The organism is Streptomyces fodineus (genome assembly GCF_001735805.1).
GTDB classification, from domain to species: Bacteria; Actinomycetota; Actinomycetes; order Streptomycetales; family Streptomycetaceae; genus Streptomyces; species Streptomyces fodineus.
In genome coordinates this window covers 786,883-804,432 of sequence record NZ_CP017248.1, presented here as the reverse complement: position 1 = coordinate 804,432, position 17,550 = coordinate 786,883, and the positions used below count along the sequence as shown (strand labels likewise).

The window sequence follows — 17,550 nt, the reverse complement described above, 5'->3', positions numbered from 1 at the left end:
ATGCACCCTGCAAAAAGATTGCCATCATGGAATGACGTTATTCGATCAAATTCTTACCTGGGGGAGGCCTATTTCTTACACGGGAGCACGCTCGCCCGGCGGCCGGAAAGATCCGCGGGCACCGTCGTGGTCCGCCCCGCTACCGATCGGTCGCGCGTAGGGTCGGCAGCGAAGGCCAACGAGGAAGGGGTTCAGACCATGGCGCAGGAAGTGCGCGGCGTGATCGCACCGGGGAAGGACGAGCCCGTCCGGATCGAGACGATCGTGGTGCCGGATCCCGGGCCGGGCGAGGCCGTGGTGCGCGTCCAGGCCTGCGGTGTCTGCCATACCGATCTGCACTACAAGCAGGGCGGCATCTCCGACGACTTCCCCTTCCTGCTCGGCCACGAGGCCGCCGGTGTCGTGGAGTCGGTCGGCGACGGCGTGACCGACGTGGCACCCGGCGACTTCGTCATCCTCAACTGGCGTGCGGTATGCGGCGCTTGCCGGGCCTGTCTGCGCGGGCGGCCCTGGTACTGCTTCAACACCCACAACGCGAAACAGAAGATGACCCTCGCGGCCACCGGCCAGGAGCTGTCCCCGGCCCTCGGCATCGGCGCGTTCGCCGAGAAGACGCTCGTCGCCGCCGGCCAGTGCACCAAGGTCGACCCGGCCGTCTCCCCGGCGGTCGCCGGCCTGCTCGGCTGCGGCGTCATGGCCGGCATCGGCGCCGCGATCAACACCGGCGGTGTCGGCCGGGGCGACTCCGTCGCGGTCATCGGGTGCGGCGGCGTCGGCGGCGCGGCCATCGCCGGCTCGAGCCTCGCCGGTGCGGCGAGGATCATCGCCGTGGACATCGACGACCGCAAGCTGGACACCGCGAAGAAGCTGGGCGCGACCCACACGGTCAACTCCCGGCAGGCCGACCCGGTCGAGGCGGTCCGCGAGCTGACGGGTGGCTTCGGCGCCGACGTCGTCATCGAGGCGGTCGGCCGCCCGGAGACGTACCGGCAGGCCTTCTACGCCCGTGACCTCGCCGGCACCGTCGTCCTCGTCGGCGTCCCCACCCCCGAGATGAAGCTCGAACTGCCCCTGCTGGACGTCTTCGGCCGCGGCGGCGCCCTGAAGTCGAGCTGGTACGGCGACTGCCTGCCCTCCCGTGACTTCCCCATGCTGATCGACCTGCACCTCCAGGGCCGGCTGCCGCTCGACGCGTTCGTCACCGAGACCATCGCGCTGGACGAGGTGGAGAAGGCCTTCGAGCGGATGCACCACGGCGACGTGCTGCGCTCGGTGGTGGTGCTGTGATGACCGTACGCATCGAGCGCCTCGTCACCTCCGGGCAGTTCACCCTCGACGGCGGCACCTGGGAGGTCGAGAACAACGTGTGGATCGTCGGCGACGAGCGGGAGGTGATCGTCATCGACGCCGCCCACGACGCCGAGGCCATCGCCCGCGCCGTCGACGACCGCCGCCTGATCGCCATCGTGTGCACCCACGCCCACAACGACCACGTCAACGCCGCACCGGAACTCGCCGACCGCACCGGCGCCAGCATCTGGCTGCACCCGGACGACCTGCCGCTGTGGAAGATGACCCACCCCGGCCGCGACCCCGACCGGCATCTCCTCGACGGCCAGGTCATCGAGGCGGCCGGCGCCGACCTGACCGTGCTCCACACCCCGGGCCACGCCCCCGGCGCCGTCTGCCTGTACGACCCCGCGCTCGGCACCGTCTTCACCGGGGACACGCTGTTCCGGGGCGGGCCGGGCGCCACCGGACGCACGTACTCGCACTTCCCGACGATCATCGACTCCATCCGGGACAAGCTCCTCACCCTCCCGCCGGAGACCAAGGTGCTCACCGGCCACGGCGATTCCACCACCATCGGCGCCGAGGCACCTCACCTCCAGGAGTGGATCAGGCGCGGACACTGACACCGCGCCGGTAATCCCGACAGAGGATGTCCGGCTTTCCCGCGACAGTGGACGGCGACAGCAGCAGTCGTCAGCACGGGAGGCCGGACATGTCAGGACCGCTGGGGGACAAGGTGGCGCTGGTCGCCGGGGCGACCCGGGGCGCCGGACGCGGCATCGCCGTGGAACTCGGCGCGGCCGGCGCCACCGTCTACGTCACCGGCCGCAGCACCCGCGGGCGCCGTTCGGAGTACGACCGCCCCGAGACCATCGAGGACACCGCCGACCTCGTCACCGCGGCCGGCGGACACGGCATCGCCGTCGCCGTCGACCACCTGGACACGTCCGCCGTACGAGCCCTGGTGGAGCGCATCGACAGCGAACAGGGCCGCCTCGACGTTCTCGTCAACGACATCTGGGGCGGCGAGAAACTCTTCGAGTGGGACACACCGGTCTGGGAGCACGACCTCGCAGGCGGGCTCCGGCTCCTCCGGCTCGCGGTCGAGACCCACGCCGTCACCAGCCACTTCGCGCTGCCGCTCCTGCTGCGCCGTCCCGGCGGCCTGGTCGTGGAGATGACCGACGGCACCGCCGACTACAACCGCGACACCTACCGCGTGAACTTCTTCTACGACCTCGCCAAGGCCTCCGTGCTGCGCATGGCCTTCGCCCTCGGCCACGAGCTCGGCCCGCGCGGCGCCACCGCCGTCGCCCTGACCCCGGGCTGGCTGCGCTCGGAGCTGATGCTCGACGCGTACGGCGTCCGTGAGGACAACTGGCGCGACGCCCTCGCCCGCGAGCCGCACTTCGCCATCTCCGAGACACCGCGCTTCGTCGGCCGCGCCGTCGCCGCCCTGGCCGCCGACCCCGACGTGGCCCGCTTCAACGGGCAGTCGCTCGCCGGCGGCGGACTCGCCCAGGAATACGGCTTCACCGACCTCGACGGCAGCCGGCCCGACGCCTGGCGGTACCTGGTCGAGGTACAGGACGCGGGCAAGCCGGCCGACGTCACCGGATACCGCTGAACGGACGCCCGCGGAGCCGTACGGTCACCGCATGACCGATCACACCCGCTTCGCGGGACACGGAGTTCTCGTCACCGGCGCGGCCCGCGGTATCGGTGCCGCCGTCGCGAGAAGGCTCGCCGAGGAGGGCGGGCGGGTCCTGGTCACCAACCTGGACCCGCCCCAGGCCGAGCGGACCGCCGCCGCCCTGCGCCGACAGGGCCTGAATGCCGAGGCGTTGGCGTGCGACATCGCCGACCGCGCCTCGGTGGAGGCGGCCGTCGCGCACGCCGTCGCCGCGTTCGGCTCGCTCGACGTGCTGGTCAACTGCGCCGCCCACTGCACCCCGGACGTCCCCCTCTTCGAGGACGACCCCGACGAGGCATGGGCGCGCGACCTCGACGTCACCCTCACCGGCGCCTACCGCTGCTGCCGGGCCGCCCTGCCCCACCTCGCCGCATCCGGACGCGGCGCGATCGTCGGCATCGGCTCCGTCAACGGCCTGCAGGACTTCGGCAACCACGCCTACAGCGCCGCCAAGGCCGGCCTCGGCTCGCTCACCCGCACCCTCGCCGGGCACGCGGCGGCCCGGGGCGTGCGGGTGAACCTGGTGGTGCCGGGCACGGTCCGCACCTCGGCGTGGGAGGGGCGCGAGGACGAACTCGACGCGCTCCGCCCGCTGTACCCGCTCGGACGCATCGGCGAGCCCGAGGACATCGCCGCCGCGGTCGCCTTCCTCGCCTCCCGCGACGCCGCCTGGATCACCGGCACCACGCTGGTGGTCGACGGCGGACTCACGGCCGTGAACACCGGCTTCCACACGGCCGTACGGCGCCCCTGAGCCGTCAGCTGGAGGCCGCCGCCAGCACCCCGAGCACCCGCTCGGTGTCGGCCTCGGAGGTACGCCAGTTGCTGAACGCGGCCCGCAACCCGGCTACCCCGCCGTACACCGTAGGCGTCACATACGCCTCCCCGGACCCGGCGACCGCCCGGGCAAGCGCGTCGATGCGGTCCTCGGTGGGGTCCTCGGCAAGGGTGAAGCAGACGACGTTGAGCCGCACCGGCGCCAGCAGGCGCAGGCCCGGCAGCGCGTCGATGCCCGCACCCAGCCGGCGGGCCAGCGCCACGTTCCGCTCGACGATCTCCCGGTGCCCGGCACGTCCGTAGGCCACCAGCGAGAACCACGCGGGCAGCGCGCGCAGCCGCCGGGAGTTCTCCGGGGTCAGATGCAGAAAGTCGGGCTCACCGGCGGGCAGGCCCAGATACGGCGAGGCGTTGTGGAACACCTTCACCTGCAGATCTCGGCGCCGGGTGAACTGCACGGCCGCGTCGTACGGGACATTGAGCCACTTGTGCAGGTCCACACAGACCGAGTCGGCGGCGTCGAGACCGTCGACCAGCGTGGCGTACTCGGGGCAGAGCGCGGCGAAACCACCGAAGGCGGCGTCCACGTGCAGCCAGAAGTCGTAGCGATCCTTGAGGGCGGCGATCGCCCGCAGATCGTCGAAGTCGACGGTGTTCACCGTGCCCGCGTTCGCGACGACGATCGCCGGTCTGCCCTCCAGCCGAGCCAGCTCCGCCTCCAGCGCGGCCACGTCCACGGCCTCCCGGTTGCCGGGCAGCAGCGGCACCCGCCGCAGCCGGTCCCGGCCGATGCCCAGCACCGACATCGCCTTCGGGACACTGGAGTGCGGACTGCCGGACAGTACGTCGACCGGGCCCAGCGCGGCCGCACCGGCATGGGAGACGTCGACGCCCAGCCGCTCGCCGAGCCACTCCCGGCCGATGGCCAGACCGACCGTGTTCGAGGCCGTCGCCCCCGTCACGAACGCCCCGCTGTGCGCCTCACCCAGCCCGAACAGCTCGCGCAGCCAGGCCACCGTCTCCCGCTCGAGGTCCGCCGCCCAGGAGCCGCCCGCCCCCGAGAGGTTCTGGTCGAACGCGGACGTCAGCCAGTCGCCGGCGACCGACGCGGGGGTCGCGCCGCCGGTGACGAAGCCCAGGTAGCGGGGGCCGGCCGAGCCGGAGAACCCGGGCGCCCACCGCTCGGCGAACCGCGCGATCGCGGCGTCCCCGCCCGCCCCGTCCTCCGGGAGCGGAGCACGAGCGGGCGCCGGCCCGGCAGCGGCGACCGGCCGCTCGGCCAGCCCCGCCACCTCTCGGGCGGCGAAGTCTCGGGCGGATTGGAGCAGTTCGGGGAACCGGGAGAGATCGCCGGCGAGAGTGGGGTGCATGAGCCGCAGCGTAGATCGGCGGGGGAGCCGTACGCCCGGTCCAATTCGTGGAAACTGGACCGGGCGGGTGAAGGCGGGGCGGTCCAACCCCCTAGGGGCGCGGGGAACCGCGCGATCAGCCCACCACGGACCCGCACCCGGCGAGGGTCAGGGCATCCCCGCCGCCATCCCCTTCCGCAGTATCCCCAGCAGGGCCCGCGCCGCCGGCAGCAAGGCCCCCTCCGCCCGCCACGCCAGGGCCACCCGGCCCCGTGCGCGGGGGTCGGCCACGGGCAGGGTGGCAAGGCCCGGCCGGGGGCCGAGCCCCGGCAGGACGGCGACCCCAAGACCGCGCGCCGCCAGCCGGCACACCGCGTCCGGGGCCGCCGCCTCGAACGCGACGTGCGGCCGGAAACCCGCCTCGGCACACAGCCGTTCCAGGACACCGCGCACGCCGGTTCCGCGCGGCAGGCTGATCAGCCGGTGCCCGCGCAGGGCCGCCAGGGGAACGGCCTCGGCGACGCCGCCGTACTCCATGGGCAGGGCGTGGCCGGGGACGGCCGCGGCGACCAGCGGTTCGTCGATCACCACATGCTGATCGATGCCCGGCGGCGGCTCCTCCTCCGCGACACCGAGCACCGCGAGGTCCAGCTCGCCCCGGCGCAGCGCGGCCAGCATCCGGTCCGAGGTGTCCTCGGTGAGCGTGACCTCCACCCGAGGGTGTGCGGCGTGGAAGTCCGCCAGCAGCCCGGCCACGTCGAAGGCGTGCGCGAGGGTGCCGGGGATGAGTCCGACGGCGACCCGGCCACGCAGCAGGCCGGTGTACTCCTCCACCGTCTGCCGTACCCCGTCGACTGCCGCGAGCGCGGCCCGCGCATACGGCAGCACCGCCTCACCCACCTCCGTCGGCCGCACCGAGCGGCCCGAGCGGTCCAGCAGCGGCTGCCCCAACTCCCGCTCCAGCTGCCGTATCTGCGCGCTCAGCCCGGGCTGGGCCAGATGCAGCCGCTCGGCGGCCCGGGTGAAACCGGCCTCCTCCACCACCGTCACGAAGTACCGCAGCTGCCTCAACTCCATAACCGGTGATGCTAGATGCGAGAGGGATCATGTCTTGGACTTCCGGCCACGGCGTCCCCACCCTGGAGACATGGGGAAAGCACCGGACACCGCCACCATCACCACAGCCATCGCCGCCGAACGGCGTGAACTGGCCGACTTCTTCGAGGCGTTGACGCCCGCCCAGTGGGACGCGCCCAGTCTGTGCGCCGGCTGGCGGGTGCGCGAGGTCGTGGCGCACATGTCGATGGGGTTCCGCCACCGGACCGGGCAGGTGCTGCTGGAACTGGTCAAGGCACGCGGCAGCCTGCACCGCATGACCGACCGGCTCGCCCGCCGCGACGCGGCCGCTCACTCCGACGCCGCGCTCGCCGCGTTCCTGCGCACCCACGCCCACCACCCCTGGAAGCCCCCGGTCGGCGGACTCGCCGCGGCCCTCGGCCACGACGTCGTGCACGGCCTGGACGTCACCGTCGCCCTCGGACTGGACCGCGAGGTGCCCGAGGACCGGCTGCGGATCCTCCTGGACGCCGTCGACCCGCGCGCCTTCCAGGTCTTCGGCACCGACCTCACGGGCGTACGGCTGTGCGCGGACGACGTCGACTGGTCCTTCGGCTCGGGCGCGCCGCTGTACGGCCGTGGCCAGGACCTTTTGCTGGTCGCCTACGGCCGCAGCCTCCCCGCCGGCCGGCTGCGCGGCGACGAAGTTCACCGTTTCGTCACAGCCTGACCGGAACCACAACCCCCACGCCCTCGCGCTGGTCTAGGAGTCCGAGATCGCGGGAATCGCGCAGGGGAGCACCCGGGGCAGGCCCTGGGTGAACCGGGGAGGAGAGGTTGCAGATGGGGGACGTTCGCAGACGGGGCATCGTCACGCTGGGCGTCACGGGACTGGTGGCGCCGCTCACGCTCGCCTTCACCGCGGCACCGGCCCAGGCCGCGAGCTGCACCACGCAGGCGGGGCCGTACCAGAAGCAGGTGGAGAAGTTCCTCGGCCTGCCGGTCGACGGCAAACAGTCCGCGGCCGACTGCACGGCCATCAAGGCATTTCAGGACAGGCACGGCATCATGCCCGACATCGGGTACGCCGGCCCGGTCACCTGGGGCGTGATGGACCTGATGAACAAGCAGAAGGCCGTCGGGAACAACCCCGACAAGGACGGCGCGTGCCCGGTGAACAAGGGCCGGATCGCCTGCGTGAACCTCACGCTCCAGCTGAGCTGGGTCCAGGACGGCAAGAAGCTCGTCTACGGACCGGTCCCGGTGCGCACCGGCCGCAAGGGCTACACCACTCGCACCGGCCTGAAGAAGATCTACTGGCGGGACATCAACCACGTCTCGACCGTCTACAACGTGCCGATGCCCTACAGCCAGTTCTTCGACGGCGGACAGGCCTTCCACTCGGTCGGTCTGAGCATGTGGAACCCGCCGGGCTCGCACGGCTGTGTCAACATGACGACCAAGGACGCCAAGGCGTACTGGTCGCTGCTGAGGACGGGCGACGACGTCTTCGTCTACGGCCGCAAGCCGGGCACCTGAGCGGCACCTGAGCCGTCGCCGTCCGGCCGTCACCGCTCCGGCGCGTCCCCGAAGTCGGGGATCGCGAGCCGGACCCCACCCTGCCGCGCCGACTCGTGCGCGATGACGCCCGGCAGGGTGTAGCGGGCGGCCACCCACGCGTTCACCGAGGGCAGCGAACGGGTGTTGACGGCGGTGACGAGGTCGTGCACGAGGAAGTGATGGCTGCCCTCGTGTCCGTTGTGCAGATGGTCGAACTCCCGCGGCAGCCCGGACCGGTCGTGCACCGGCGCCGAACCGGAGGTGAAGGCGGCCCGCAGCTCCGGCGCGACATGGGCGAGGGACGGATCGTCGGGGGCCGGCGTCGCCTTGGGCTCCAGCAGCTCGCTGATGTCCTTCACCCTGGCTGGTCTCGCCCATCACGTACGTCAGCCCGGTGGCCCGTACCGCGTCGATGATCGCGGCGATCTCGTCCGTGGTGATCGCCATGGGGACGGCGGAGTACACGTGCTTGCCCGCGCCGAGGCCCCGCAGGACCGGCGGGCCGTGTGTCCAGCGCTGGGTGAAGATCGCGACCGCGTCGACCGCGGCCGACTCCAGCATCGCCTCGTACGACGGGAAACGTCACGGACACCGGGATGGGCCTGGAACAGCGCGGCGAACTGACCGGAGAACCGGCCGGCGCCGACGATGCCGAGAGAAAGGAGGGGCGGGTCCATGGACCAGCCGGCTGCCGCTGAGTCCCGCCGAGCGCTCCGTGGCGATCGAGGTGCTCCTGCACGGGCCGCTGTCCCGCACCGGGCCGGCCCGGCGCCTGGGGCTCTCCCAGGGGCAGTCTCACCCGGCTGACCAAACCGCTGATCGAGTCCGGGCTGCTGGTCGAGGCACCCGAGACACCCGGCCCGGCCCAGGCGCGTCAGGGCAGGCCCTCCCAGCCCCTCGGCGTCGGGCCGGACGCCTGCTCCTTCCTGGGCCTCAAGATCACCGGCGACATGGTCTACGGCGTCGTCACCACGCTGCGCAGGGAGGTGGTCGCCCGGCTCGACCGGCCGCTCACCACGCGCGATCCGGAAGCCGTCGCCGCGGTGCTCACGGAGATGGCCGCCCTGCTGGCCGCGGGCCGGGCGCCCCGGCGGGCATCGGCATCGGCGTCGGCGGCCTGCTGCGCGAGCGTGCCGTGGTCGCGGAATCCCCGTTCCTCGGCTGGCGGGACGTGCCGCTCGCCGCGCTGCTCCGGGAACGCACCGGGCTGCCGGTCGTCGTGGAGAACGACGTGGCCGTCCTGGTCGAGGCCGAGACCTGGTTCGGCGCGGGCCGCGGACTGGACCGCTTCGCCGTCCCGACCATCGGCGCCGGCATCGGCTACGGGCTGGTGCTCGGCAGCAGACGCGTGCCGTTCGCCGAGGACGGCCGCGGCTTCGGCCGGCACTGGATCATCCACCCGCACGGCCCGCTCACCCCACCGGAGAACGTGGCAGCGCCGTGTCCTTGCTCACCATCCCCAGCATCGAGTACCAGATCCGCGCCGCCACCGGCCGCGACACCACCTACGAGGAGATCCTCGCCGGAGCCGCCGCGGGCGAGCCCATGGCCGCCCGGGTCGTCGACGAGGCCGCGCGGGTCCTCGGTACCCTGGTCGCACAGATCGACAACTTCGCGATGCCACAGAAGATCCTGCTCGCCGGAGAAGGCGTCGGCCTGATGGATGTGGCCGGGAACACGGTCCACGACACCATCCACGCCCACCGGCATCCGCACGCCGACCCGGTCGGTCTGGAGACCAGGGTCTGCGACTTCCACGCCCGGGCGCGCGGCGCCGCCGTGCCGGCCATCCAGGTGCTCGTACTGGGTGAGGGCCCGGTGTGAACTCCCGCCTGGTGCTTGACACATTGACGTGATGAGTACCACGTCCATAATGTCCGTATCACGTGTACTTACTCACAGCGCCTTCACGGTGATCAGCATATGCTTCACAGCATGTCCACCACTCTTGAAGCCGCCCCTGAGCGCTCTGCGCGATCGGCCGCGGAGGTCAACGAGGAGATCAGGGCCCTGTGGCGCCGGTCGGGCGGGACACTGACCACCGAGCAGCGCGCGGAGTACCAGCGCCTCGTGATGGAGTGGGCCGCCGCGACCCCGAGGTCACAGCGGGCGGCCTGACCGACCCCGCGCGGACCGCGCCACAACCGTCCAGGGCACCCGTGAGCGCACGGGTGCCCTTCGCTTTGTGCCCCTCGGCCCGAGGTCAATTCAGCCCCGGGTCTCCTCAGCCCAGGCCTCCTCAGCCCGAGGTCTCCTCAGCCCCAGGTCGCCGAGTAGTACCGCTGATAGGCCTTGCGGTCCTGCTCGGCCCGGATGTAGCGGGTCGCGACGAGCGCGATCAGACTGCCCGCGATCACCAGCAGCCCGGGACCGACGTTCCGGGTGTCCGTCAGCCGCGCCAGCAGCGTCTGCCCGGATGCGCCCGTCACCGGAGCCGAGGAACCCGGCGAGGCCGCGCTCGGCGCGACCGCGCCCTGGGCGGCCGAGGCGGACGGCGCGGGGGAGGGGGCGGCGCTCCGCGCGGCACTCCCGGCGTTCTGCGCCGACACGATCAGCTTGACGTTCAGCGCCGTCAGCGCCCGCGTCACCGGCTGGAAGAACGTCGTCCCGCCCGCAGTGCAGTCACCGCTGCCGCCCGAGGTGACACCGAGCGCGATGCCGTTGGAGAACAGCGGCCCGCCGCTGTCGCCGGGTTCGGCACACACGTTGGTCTGGATGAGTCCGGTGACCGTCCCCTCGGGGTAGTTGACGGTCGCGTTCAGCGCGGTGACCTGGCCGTCGTGCAGACCGCTGGTGCTGCCGCTGCGGAACACCCGCTGCCCCACCGCCGCATCGGCGAGCCCCGTGATCCGCACGCCGTTGCCGCCGCCGATCGCGACGACGTCGGCGCCGTCACCGGCCTTGCCGGAGGCGTACTGCACGAGCGAGAAGTCATTGCCGGGGAAGGTGCTGCTCACCGTCCGGCCGAGCTGCTGGTTGCCCTGGTTGTCGGCGAACCAGGTGGATCCCGCGGGACCGCAGTGACCGGCCGTGAGAATGAAGTCGCTCTGCCCGTTGGTCACATTGAACCCGGCCGAGCAGCGACCGCCGGTCGACAGGATCGGCTGGGCGCCGTTCAGCCGCGTGGTGAACGTGCCTTTCAGGCGCTCCATCCGCACGAAGCTCCCGATGTGCGCGGCGACCTGGCTCATCCGGGACCAGTCGCCCGCGGAGACCGTGCTGTCCGCACTGACCACGACCCGGTTGGTCCGGTAGTCCACCGCCCAGGCGGTACCCGCCACGCGCGGCGCCGAACGCAGCGCGGACGTCGCCGACTTGAGCTCGTTCATGCTGTGCGACACGACCTTCGCCTCGGCCCCCGCACGACGGACCTCCCGCGCCGCCGCCTCGTCGGTCACCGCGACGACCGGCCGCCCGTCGGCCCCGATCCAGTTGCCCGCCGTCCGGGCCGTACCGAGCCGCGACACCAGCGCGGCGCCGGTGTCCGGGGTGCCGGCGGCCGAAGAGAGCGTTCTCGCAGCGGCGGGCGGTGTCTCGCTCGCCATGGCCGCCTGGGTGACCATCGCGCCGCCCAGGAGAAGTCCGCCGACCGCCGCCAGGCGGGTCACCCGCCGGACGATCCGTCGTCGTGCGTGCCGCATGCAGGGCTCCCGAAGCCGAACCGGACGCGCGCCGCCCGTACCGGCAGCGCGAGGCCCTCGGGTCGTCGAGGGCCCGCACCTCCATACGCGTCCCACGGCCCCGGCGTTCAACGACCGCGGTGATCCCGGAAGGGCTCAGCTCTTGCGGGCCACCCCGCCGAACATCGCGACCTCCTCCGGCTCGGCCCCCTGACCGGGCTCCGGGCGCCAGCGCGAGCAGGACACGACACCCGGCCGAAGCAGTTCGAGACCGTCGAAGAACCGGGCCACGTCCTCGGGCGTGCGCTGGGTCAGCTTGGGAGTGCCGTGTTCGTTCCAGAACTTCACTGCCTCGTCCACGTCCGGCATCGACGGGTGGGTTACGGTGTGCGACAGCACCAGATGGCTGCCCGCCGGCAGCCGGTCGGTCAACCGCCGTACCAGACCGTACGGGTCCTCGTCGTCACCGATGAAGATGACCACGCCGAGCAGCATCAGCGCCACCGGCTCGCTGAAGTCCAGCGTGCGCGCGGCGTGTTCGAGGATCGCGTCGGCATTGCGCAGGTCCTCGTCCAGGTAGTCGGTACGGCCCTCGGGCGTGCTCGTCAGCAGGGCACGCGCGTGCGCCAGGACCAGCGGGTCGTTGTCGACGTACACGATCCGCGACTCGGGCGCGATGCCCTGGGCCACCTCGTGCGTGTTGTCGGCGGTGGGCAGCCCGGTGCCGACGTCCAGGAACTGCCGATGCCCACCTCGCCGACCAGGTGACGCACCGCGCGGCCCAGGAACAGCCGGTCGGCGCGCGCGTACTCCCCGATACCCGGGTGCAGTTGGCGAATCTGGTCGCCGGCCGCCCGGTCGACCTCGTAGTTGTCCTTGCCGCCGAGCCAGTAGTTCCAGATCCGGGCCGTGTGCGGCTGGCTGGTGTTGATGCGGGCACGCAGCGACTCGGCCACGTCGTCGGTGGCTGCCGGGTTGTCGGTCACGTGGGTCAGCTCCTGGATACGGATGAGCGCCTGATGGGTGAATGACTGCGAGGGTGGTGTTCAAGACGCAATGTAGACGGCCGAGTTGATCTCCGCCGCCCCTCCCGGGCCTTCCGGTCGTTCCCGCACCGCCCACGGCCTCTTATCGTGAGCCCCATGACCAGCATCCCGCACACCGCTCCCGGTGAACCCGACCCGCTGCGCGCCCTCGGTCTGGAGCAGCTGCGCCGTCGTACGAGCATGAAGTGGCGCACCTACCCCGAGGACGTACTGCCGCTGTGGGTGGCCGAGATGGACGTGAGCCTCGCGGCGCCCGTGGTCCGCGCGGTCACCGACGCGCTCGCCCTCGGCGACACCGGGTACCCCGCCGGCACCGCCTACGCCGAGGCGCTGGCCGCGTTCGCCGCCGCACGCTGGAACTGGGACGGGATCGCCGCCGAGCGCACCGCGATCGTTCCGGACGTGATGCTCGGAGTGGTGGAAATGATCAAACTGGTCACCGGGCCCGGCGATCCGGTGATCGTCAACCCGCCCGTGTATCCGCCGTTCTTCCAGTTCATCACGCACATGGACCGCCGGGTGGCAGAAGCCCCGCTCGGCGCCGGCCTCCGCATCGACTTGGCCAAGCTGGAGGAGGCGTTCCGGGAGGCGACCGCGGGGCGCGGCCGCGCCGCCTACCTGCTGTGCAGCCCGCACAACCCCACGGGCACCGTGCACACCGCCGAGGAACTGGCCGCCGTCGCCGCCCTCGCCGAGCGGTACGGCGTCCGGGTGGTCGCGGACGAGATCCACGCCCCGCTGGTCGCCCCCGGTGTCACCTTCGTGCCCTATCTGAGCGTCCCCGGCGCCGAGCGGGGCCTGTCCCTGATGTCGGCCTCCAAGGGCTGGAACCTGGCCGGTCTCAAGGCCGCCCTCGCCCTCGCCGGACCCAAGGCCGGCCCCGACCTCGACCGGCTCCCCGAGGAGGTCGGCCACGGCCCCAGCCACGTCGGTGTCCTCGCCCACACCGCCGCCCTGCGCGAGGGCACCGGCTGGCTGGACGCCCTGCTGGCCGGCCTTGAGGCCAACCGGAGCCTGCTCGCCGGCCTGCTCGCCGAGCACCTGCCCGGAATCCGGCTCCACCCCGCCGAGGCCACCTATCTGGCCTGGCTCGACTGCCGCGCCCTCGGCCTCGGCGACGACCCCGCGCAGGTCTTCCTCGACCGCGGCCGGGTCGCCCTCAGCTCGGGCCTGCCCTTCGGCACCGGAGGCGCGGGGCACGTACGGCTGAACCTGGCGACCTCGCCCGAGATCCTCACCGAAGGGGTGCGGCGGATGGCGGCGGCCCTGGCGTGAGCGAGCCGGCCGCGGGATTGCGTGACCGGACCGGGCTCATGATCGGCGTGGCCACCTAGACTGCCGGGCATGGACGACACGCGGCTGGACCGGCTCGGCTCCGGCAAGTACCTGCTCGTGACCAGCTACCGCAAGAACGGCACCCCGGTCCCCACCCCGGTCTGGGTGGTCCGCGACGGGGACGCCCTCGGTGTCTGGACGGCCGCCGACAGCTTCAAGGTCAAGCGGATCCGGCGCCGCGCGGATGTCCTCGTCGGCCCCTGCGACCTGCGTGGCAACCCCACGGGCGAGCCGCTGCCGGCCACCGCCGAGATCGCCGACGCCGCCACCACCGCCCGCTACCGGGACCTCATCGCCCGCAAGTACGGCATCATCGGCCGTCTCACCCTGCTGGGCAGCCGGCTGCGGCGCGGCCTGGACGGCACGGTCGGGATCCGGGTGACCCTCGCCGAATGAGGGCCACCCGGGAACCGGTGCGCTACGACCCGTCCAGTACCGAACCCGACAGCACCAGCCCACCGGACTTCGGCTTGCCCGTGTTCAAGTCCACCTCCTGGAACCGCACCGACTCCGCCGGCTCCGCCACCCGGTCCTTGACCGTGGGCAGCGTGATGTCCGCACTCGTCCGCCCCGGCGGGATGTCGACCGCCAGGTAGAGCCCGTCGACCGTGGACAGCGGCCGCTCCGGGTCGGGCTTCGCCCCCGCCGTGTCCCGCAGCCAGCGGGCCGGGACGTCCTTCGTGGACAGCTCGGGCGCGGTGGCCGGCATTACGGCGAACATCGCGCTCATGCCGACGTCGGCCGCCTCCGCCAGGGACACCCGCCACTTCAGCGACTGTCCCTCGGTGACCCGGCCGGCCACGGGGGTGACGGTCATCGCCGGAGCCGGGTCGTCGTCGTGGACGGTGATCCCACCACGGTAGGAGCCGACGACCGCGCCGTGGACCGCCTTGACGAACACGTCGTACGACACGTCCGTGCCGTACCGCGTGTTGCCCTTCACCTCCACCGGTACGTCGATGTCGTGACCGTCCGGACGCACGTTCACCAGCCGGTCCCCGGCCTTCCCGGTGGCCGGGTCGGCGACGTAGACCCGCACCTGTCCGCTCCCGTGGCCGGTCACCTGGACCGGGACGTGGTAGGTGCGCACGCCCGAGTCGCCCTCGGCCACGGTGGTGCGCCCGATGTCCACCCGGGGCAGGGCCGCCGCCCGCGCCGACGGCGTACCCGGCCGCCAGCCCCACGCGTCCATGAGCCAGGCTTGACCGGACGCCGAACGCGGCGTCAGCTCAAGGGACTTGACCGAGCCGAGGGCCAGTCCGGCGCGCGTGGCCGCGGCCAGCGGCACCCGGAACTCGCGCGCCCAGTACGACGCCGTCAGCTCGCTGCCGGGCAGCCCGTCGGCACGGATGCGGCCCAGCGTCGCCGTACGGCCGCCCGCGTCGGTCAGGGACACGTCCAGCTGCGTGTCCTTGGTGTTCGGCGGCACGAACAGCCGCAGCGCCAGCGCCTTGGAGCCGGACAGCGACACGGGCCGGCGGACACTCACGCGCGCCCGGGTTGCGGCGTGCGACCAGCGCAGCGCGATCGCGTGCCGGCCGCTCTCGCGGTCGGTCTCCCACCGCGCGAAGTGCGGCGACGCCCCCTTCACCCGCTGCCCCAGACAGGCCTTGTCCGGGCCGGGATCCACCGCGTCGCACAGCCGGGCGCCGGTCACCGACACCCCGCCGTCGGGCAGGAACCCGGCACCGCGGCCCGCGCCGACGGCGTGGCTGAGGACCCGCGCCGGGTCCGCCGACGGCGCCCGCTTCCCGGAGCCGTCCAGCAGCGGCCGCACCCGGTCGTCCCCGGCCAGGAACAGCCGCGCGGCGGCGGCGATGTAGGCCGAACCGGCCCGGTGCTGCTGGTCGGCGGTGAGCCGGGTCGCCGCGTGCTTGTCGCACACCGGGTCCGGGTGCTGCGGGTCGTCGGAGAAGTCGTCCTCGGCAGGAGCCGCCGACTGCCCCGGCGTCCACTCGGAGTTGAAGAAGTTGTGGTCGGCGCCGATGACGTACACGGCACTGTGCAGCGCGCTGCCGTTGCTGACCGCGCGGGTGCCGTCGACGTACACCTCGCCCTGAAGGTCGGAGACGTCACCGTCGCAGCCGGGCAGAATCGTCACCGAGGGCACATCGGGCACCGGGTTCTGGCCGAAGACGGTGGGGCCGATGAGAACCATGCCCCGGACCTTCCAGCGGACCGGGCCGTGGTAGCCGTCCTGGCCGGCCGGCGGCGGATACAGGCTGTCCAGGGCCGCCCGGTTGACGCCCTCGCCGCCCCGGGAGTGTCCGACGAGCAGCACGCGCGACAGATCGGCACGCGGCGACTGCCGTACGGCCGGCGGCGCGGTCTGCGGGTGCGCGGTCCAGTCGGCCCAGCGGGCCAGGTGCAGCCGTACCAGCGCGGAGCGGGCCTCGGCGCCGCCGTCCTCGGCCGCGAAGTCCTGGCCGTTGACACCGCCCGCGGAGATCGAGACCGTCACATAGCCCTGCGAAGCCAGCAGCCTCTGGTCGCGCAGATAGCCGCGATGGCTCGGGACGGGCTTCATACCGGACGTGCAAGGCCAGTCGCCCGTGACGTCCCGGCCCTTGAAGCAGGTGTAGTGACGGCCGTGCAGGAACAGCACCAGCGGACGCCGGCCGGACACGCCGACGGGGGCGACGACCACCGCGCGCATCTCGACCGCGGCGGGAAGACCCGGCAGCTTGACCGGCCTGAGGTCGTACTCGCCGGTCCTGGTGCGGTACGGACCGGCCTTGCCGGGATCGACCTCGTTCGGCGGCAGCGGGGCCGGCGGCCGGGCCGCCGGCATCGCGTCGACGGGGTTCCGTTCGTCAAGACGCCGCCCACCGGACCATACTTGGAGCCCGCGCAGCCCCCCGGCCCGGTGCCCGTCCAGCGGCAGCCGGAAGGTGTGTCCGTCCGCGCCGGGCCGTGGCACTCCCAACAGACGCCCGCCCGACCGGAATTCGACCCGCGCGTCCCCCATCGGCACCTGCCGGTCCGATCGCCAGACCAGCTGCGGCTCCGAGCGCCCGCCGGCGATCCGCCAGCCCGGCGGCAGCGGCGTGCCACCCTCCCGGGCGGTCAACGCGCCTGCCTGTGACGGTGGTTGAGCCTGTGCGACTGCCGCCCCTGGGGATGCCCCCGCCACCGCGAGCAACGCGGCGGCGGTCACCCATATGCGCCGGGCACGGACCACGGTTCCTCCTCCAGCCCCGACCTCGGGCGTCCCGGACGTCCCGGACGCCCCTCGACCCCCGAGGACGGACGGTGGAGTCTGTGGGTTGCCTGTGGAGGAGAAGTGAACGATCACATGACGGCGTGGTGCCCGGCCGTTATGTGCACCGGGTCCTAGAAGGCCGGTGGCACCGGCCGGCCGGCGGTGGTGCCGGGGGTGTGGCCGTCGTCAGGTCCAGGCGCTCCGGTACGACTCGTCCAGCAGCTGGAAGACCGGCTCGTGCCGCACCGGATCCTGGGCGGTGGACAGCCGGACCCGGTCGCCGCTGTGGATGCCGACCGGCGGGCCCATGACCCGGCCCCGTACGACGAACCCCTCGGCCATCTCGATCAGCGAGACATTGCGCGCCGCGGGCGTGTTGCGGTGCACCACGGTGGAGTGCCGGACCGTCCCGACGCCCTCGCTGCGCTCCGTGCGCAGCTCGCTGCCCTGGCACACCGGACACAGCAGCCGGTGGTACATCGCGGTGCCGCACCAGGTGCACCGCTGGAAGACGATGGCGTCCCTGGAGTCCGCGGAGACGGGATCGAGCACACCCGTCGCGGATCCGGCAGCCGGATGCGAGGCGTTTGCTGAGTAGTGGTACACGCTGGTCAACTCC

At 72.7% G+C, this 17,550-nt stretch carries 14 protein-coding genes and 3 pseudogenes; 10 read left to right on the top strand and 7 right to left on the bottom strand.

Annotated elements, in window-relative coordinates; all coding sequences use genetic code 11:
• Positions 1 to 198 precede the first annotated feature (198 nt).
• The 4 genes from BFF78_RS03530 (at position 199) to BFF78_RS03515 (ending at position 3,740) form a co-directional block, all read left to right on the top strand.
• Positions 199 to 1,287 carry an S-(hydroxymethyl)mycothiol dehydrogenase gene (locus BFF78_RS03530; protein WP_069776906.1) on the top strand — a complete coding sequence of 363 codons (1,089 nt, stop codon included), beginning with the start codon at positions 199 to 201 and terminating at the stop codon, positions 1,285 to 1,287.
• Complete coding sequence (locus BFF78_RS03525) at positions 1,287 to 1,916, top strand: MBL fold metallo-hydrolase (RefSeq protein WP_069776905.1); 630 nt, start codon at positions 1,287 to 1,289, stop codon at positions 1,914 to 1,916. The genes BFF78_RS03530 and BFF78_RS03525 overlap by 1 nt, the downstream gene beginning before the upstream one ends.
• Positions 1,917 to 2,005: 89 nt before the next feature.
• Entirely contained in the window at positions 2,006 to 2,920 is a 915-nt protein-coding gene (locus BFF78_RS03520; protein WP_069776904.1) for an SDR family oxidoreductase, read from the top strand.
• Between the two features lie 31 nt (positions 2,921 to 2,951).
• The gene (locus BFF78_RS03515) at positions 2,952 to 3,740 is read left to right on the top strand and encodes an SDR family NAD(P)-dependent oxidoreductase (RefSeq protein WP_069776903.1); all 789 of its coding nucleotides are present in this window, start codon (positions 2,952 to 2,954) and stop codon (positions 3,738 to 3,740) included.
• 4 nt (positions 3,741 to 3,744) lie between these two features.
• Here the strand turns inward: BFF78_RS03515 and BFF78_RS03510 are convergent, their stop codons facing one another.
• Both BFF78_RS03510 and BFF78_RS03505 read right to left on the bottom strand, forming a co-directional pair.
• Positions 3,745 to 5,133, bottom strand: a complete 1,389-nt coding sequence (locus BFF78_RS03510; protein ID WP_069776902.1) for a pyridoxal phosphate-dependent decarboxylase family protein — start codon at positions 5,131 to 5,133, stop codon at positions 3,745 to 3,747.
• Between the two features lie 147 nt (positions 5,134 to 5,280).
• Positions 5,281 to 6,189 carry a LysR substrate-binding domain-containing protein gene (locus BFF78_RS03505; protein WP_069776901.1) on the bottom strand — a complete coding sequence of 303 codons (909 nt, stop codon included), beginning with the start codon at positions 6,187 to 6,189 and terminating at the stop codon, positions 5,281 to 5,283.
• A gap of 70 nt (positions 6,190 to 6,259) precedes the next feature.
• Between BFF78_RS03505 and BFF78_RS03500 the strand changes: the two genes are divergently transcribed.
• On the top strand, positions 6,260 to 6,898 hold the full coding sequence (locus BFF78_RS03500) for a maleylpyruvate isomerase family mycothiol-dependent enzyme (RefSeq protein ID WP_069776900.1): 639 nt from the start codon (positions 6,260 to 6,262) through the stop codon (positions 6,896 to 6,898).
• Between the two features lie 113 nt (positions 6,899 to 7,011).
• The gene (locus tag BFF78_RS03495; protein WP_069776899.1) at positions 7,012 to 7,707 is read left to right on the top strand and encodes a L,D-transpeptidase family protein; all 696 of its coding nucleotides are present in this window, start codon (positions 7,012 to 7,014) and stop codon (positions 7,705 to 7,707) included.
• A 29-nt stretch (positions 7,708 to 7,736) separates the two neighbouring features.
• Here the strand turns inward: BFF78_RS03495 and BFF78_RS03490 are convergent.
• Positions 7,737 to 8,405 (bottom strand): annotated as a pseudogene (locus BFF78_RS03490) (Gfo/Idh/MocA family protein).
• Between the two features lie 38 nt (positions 8,406 to 8,443).
• Between BFF78_RS03490 and BFF78_RS03485 the strand changes: the two are divergent.
• Positions 8,444 to 9,552, top strand: a pseudogene (locus BFF78_RS03485) (ROK family protein).
• A 99-nt stretch (positions 9,553 to 9,651) separates the two neighbouring features.
• Entirely contained in the window at positions 9,652 to 9,846 is a 195-nt protein-coding gene (locus BFF78_RS03480) for a hypothetical protein (RefSeq protein ID WP_069776898.1), read from the top strand.
• Positions 9,847 to 9,983: 137 nt separating this feature from the next.
• Here the strand turns inward: BFF78_RS03480 and BFF78_RS03475 are convergent, their stop codons facing one another.
• Positions 9,984 to 11,369 carry a S1 family peptidase gene (locus BFF78_RS03475; RefSeq protein ID WP_069776897.1) on the bottom strand — a complete coding sequence of 462 codons (1,386 nt, stop codon included), beginning with the start codon at positions 11,367 to 11,369 and terminating at the stop codon, positions 9,984 to 9,986.
• Positions 11,370 to 11,504: 135 nt separating this feature from the next.
• Positions 11,505 to 12,334: pseudogene (locus tag BFF78_RS03470) on the bottom strand (SAM-dependent methyltransferase).
• Positions 12,335 to 12,490: 156 nt separating this feature from the next.
• Here BFF78_RS03470 and BFF78_RS03465 point away from each other — a divergent pair.
• Both BFF78_RS03465 and BFF78_RS03460 read left to right on the top strand, forming a co-directional pair.
• A complete protein-coding gene (locus BFF78_RS03465) occupies positions 12,491 to 13,669 on the top strand; it encodes a MalY/PatB family protein (RefSeq protein ID WP_069776896.1) in 1,179 nt (392 codons plus the stop codon).
• Between the two features lie 69 nt (positions 13,670 to 13,738).
• On the top strand, positions 13,739 to 14,125 hold the full coding sequence (locus BFF78_RS03460) for a PPOX class F420-dependent oxidoreductase (protein ID WP_069776895.1): 387 nt from the start codon (positions 13,739 to 13,741) through the stop codon (positions 14,123 to 14,125).
• A 22-nt stretch (positions 14,126 to 14,147) separates the two neighbouring features.
• Here BFF78_RS03460 and BFF78_RS03455 read toward each other — a convergent pair whose 3' ends face one another.
• On the bottom strand, positions 14,148 to 16,910 hold the full coding sequence (locus BFF78_RS03455) for an alpha/beta hydrolase family protein (protein WP_069776894.1): 2,763 nt from the start codon (positions 16,908 to 16,910) through the stop codon (positions 14,148 to 14,150).
• Between the two features lie 207 nt (positions 16,911 to 17,117).
• Entirely contained in the window at positions 17,118 to 17,537 is a 420-nt protein-coding gene (locus tag BFF78_RS03450) for a Zn-ribbon domain-containing OB-fold protein (protein WP_069776893.1), read from the bottom strand.
• Positions 17,538 to 17,550 lie beyond the last annotated feature (13 nt).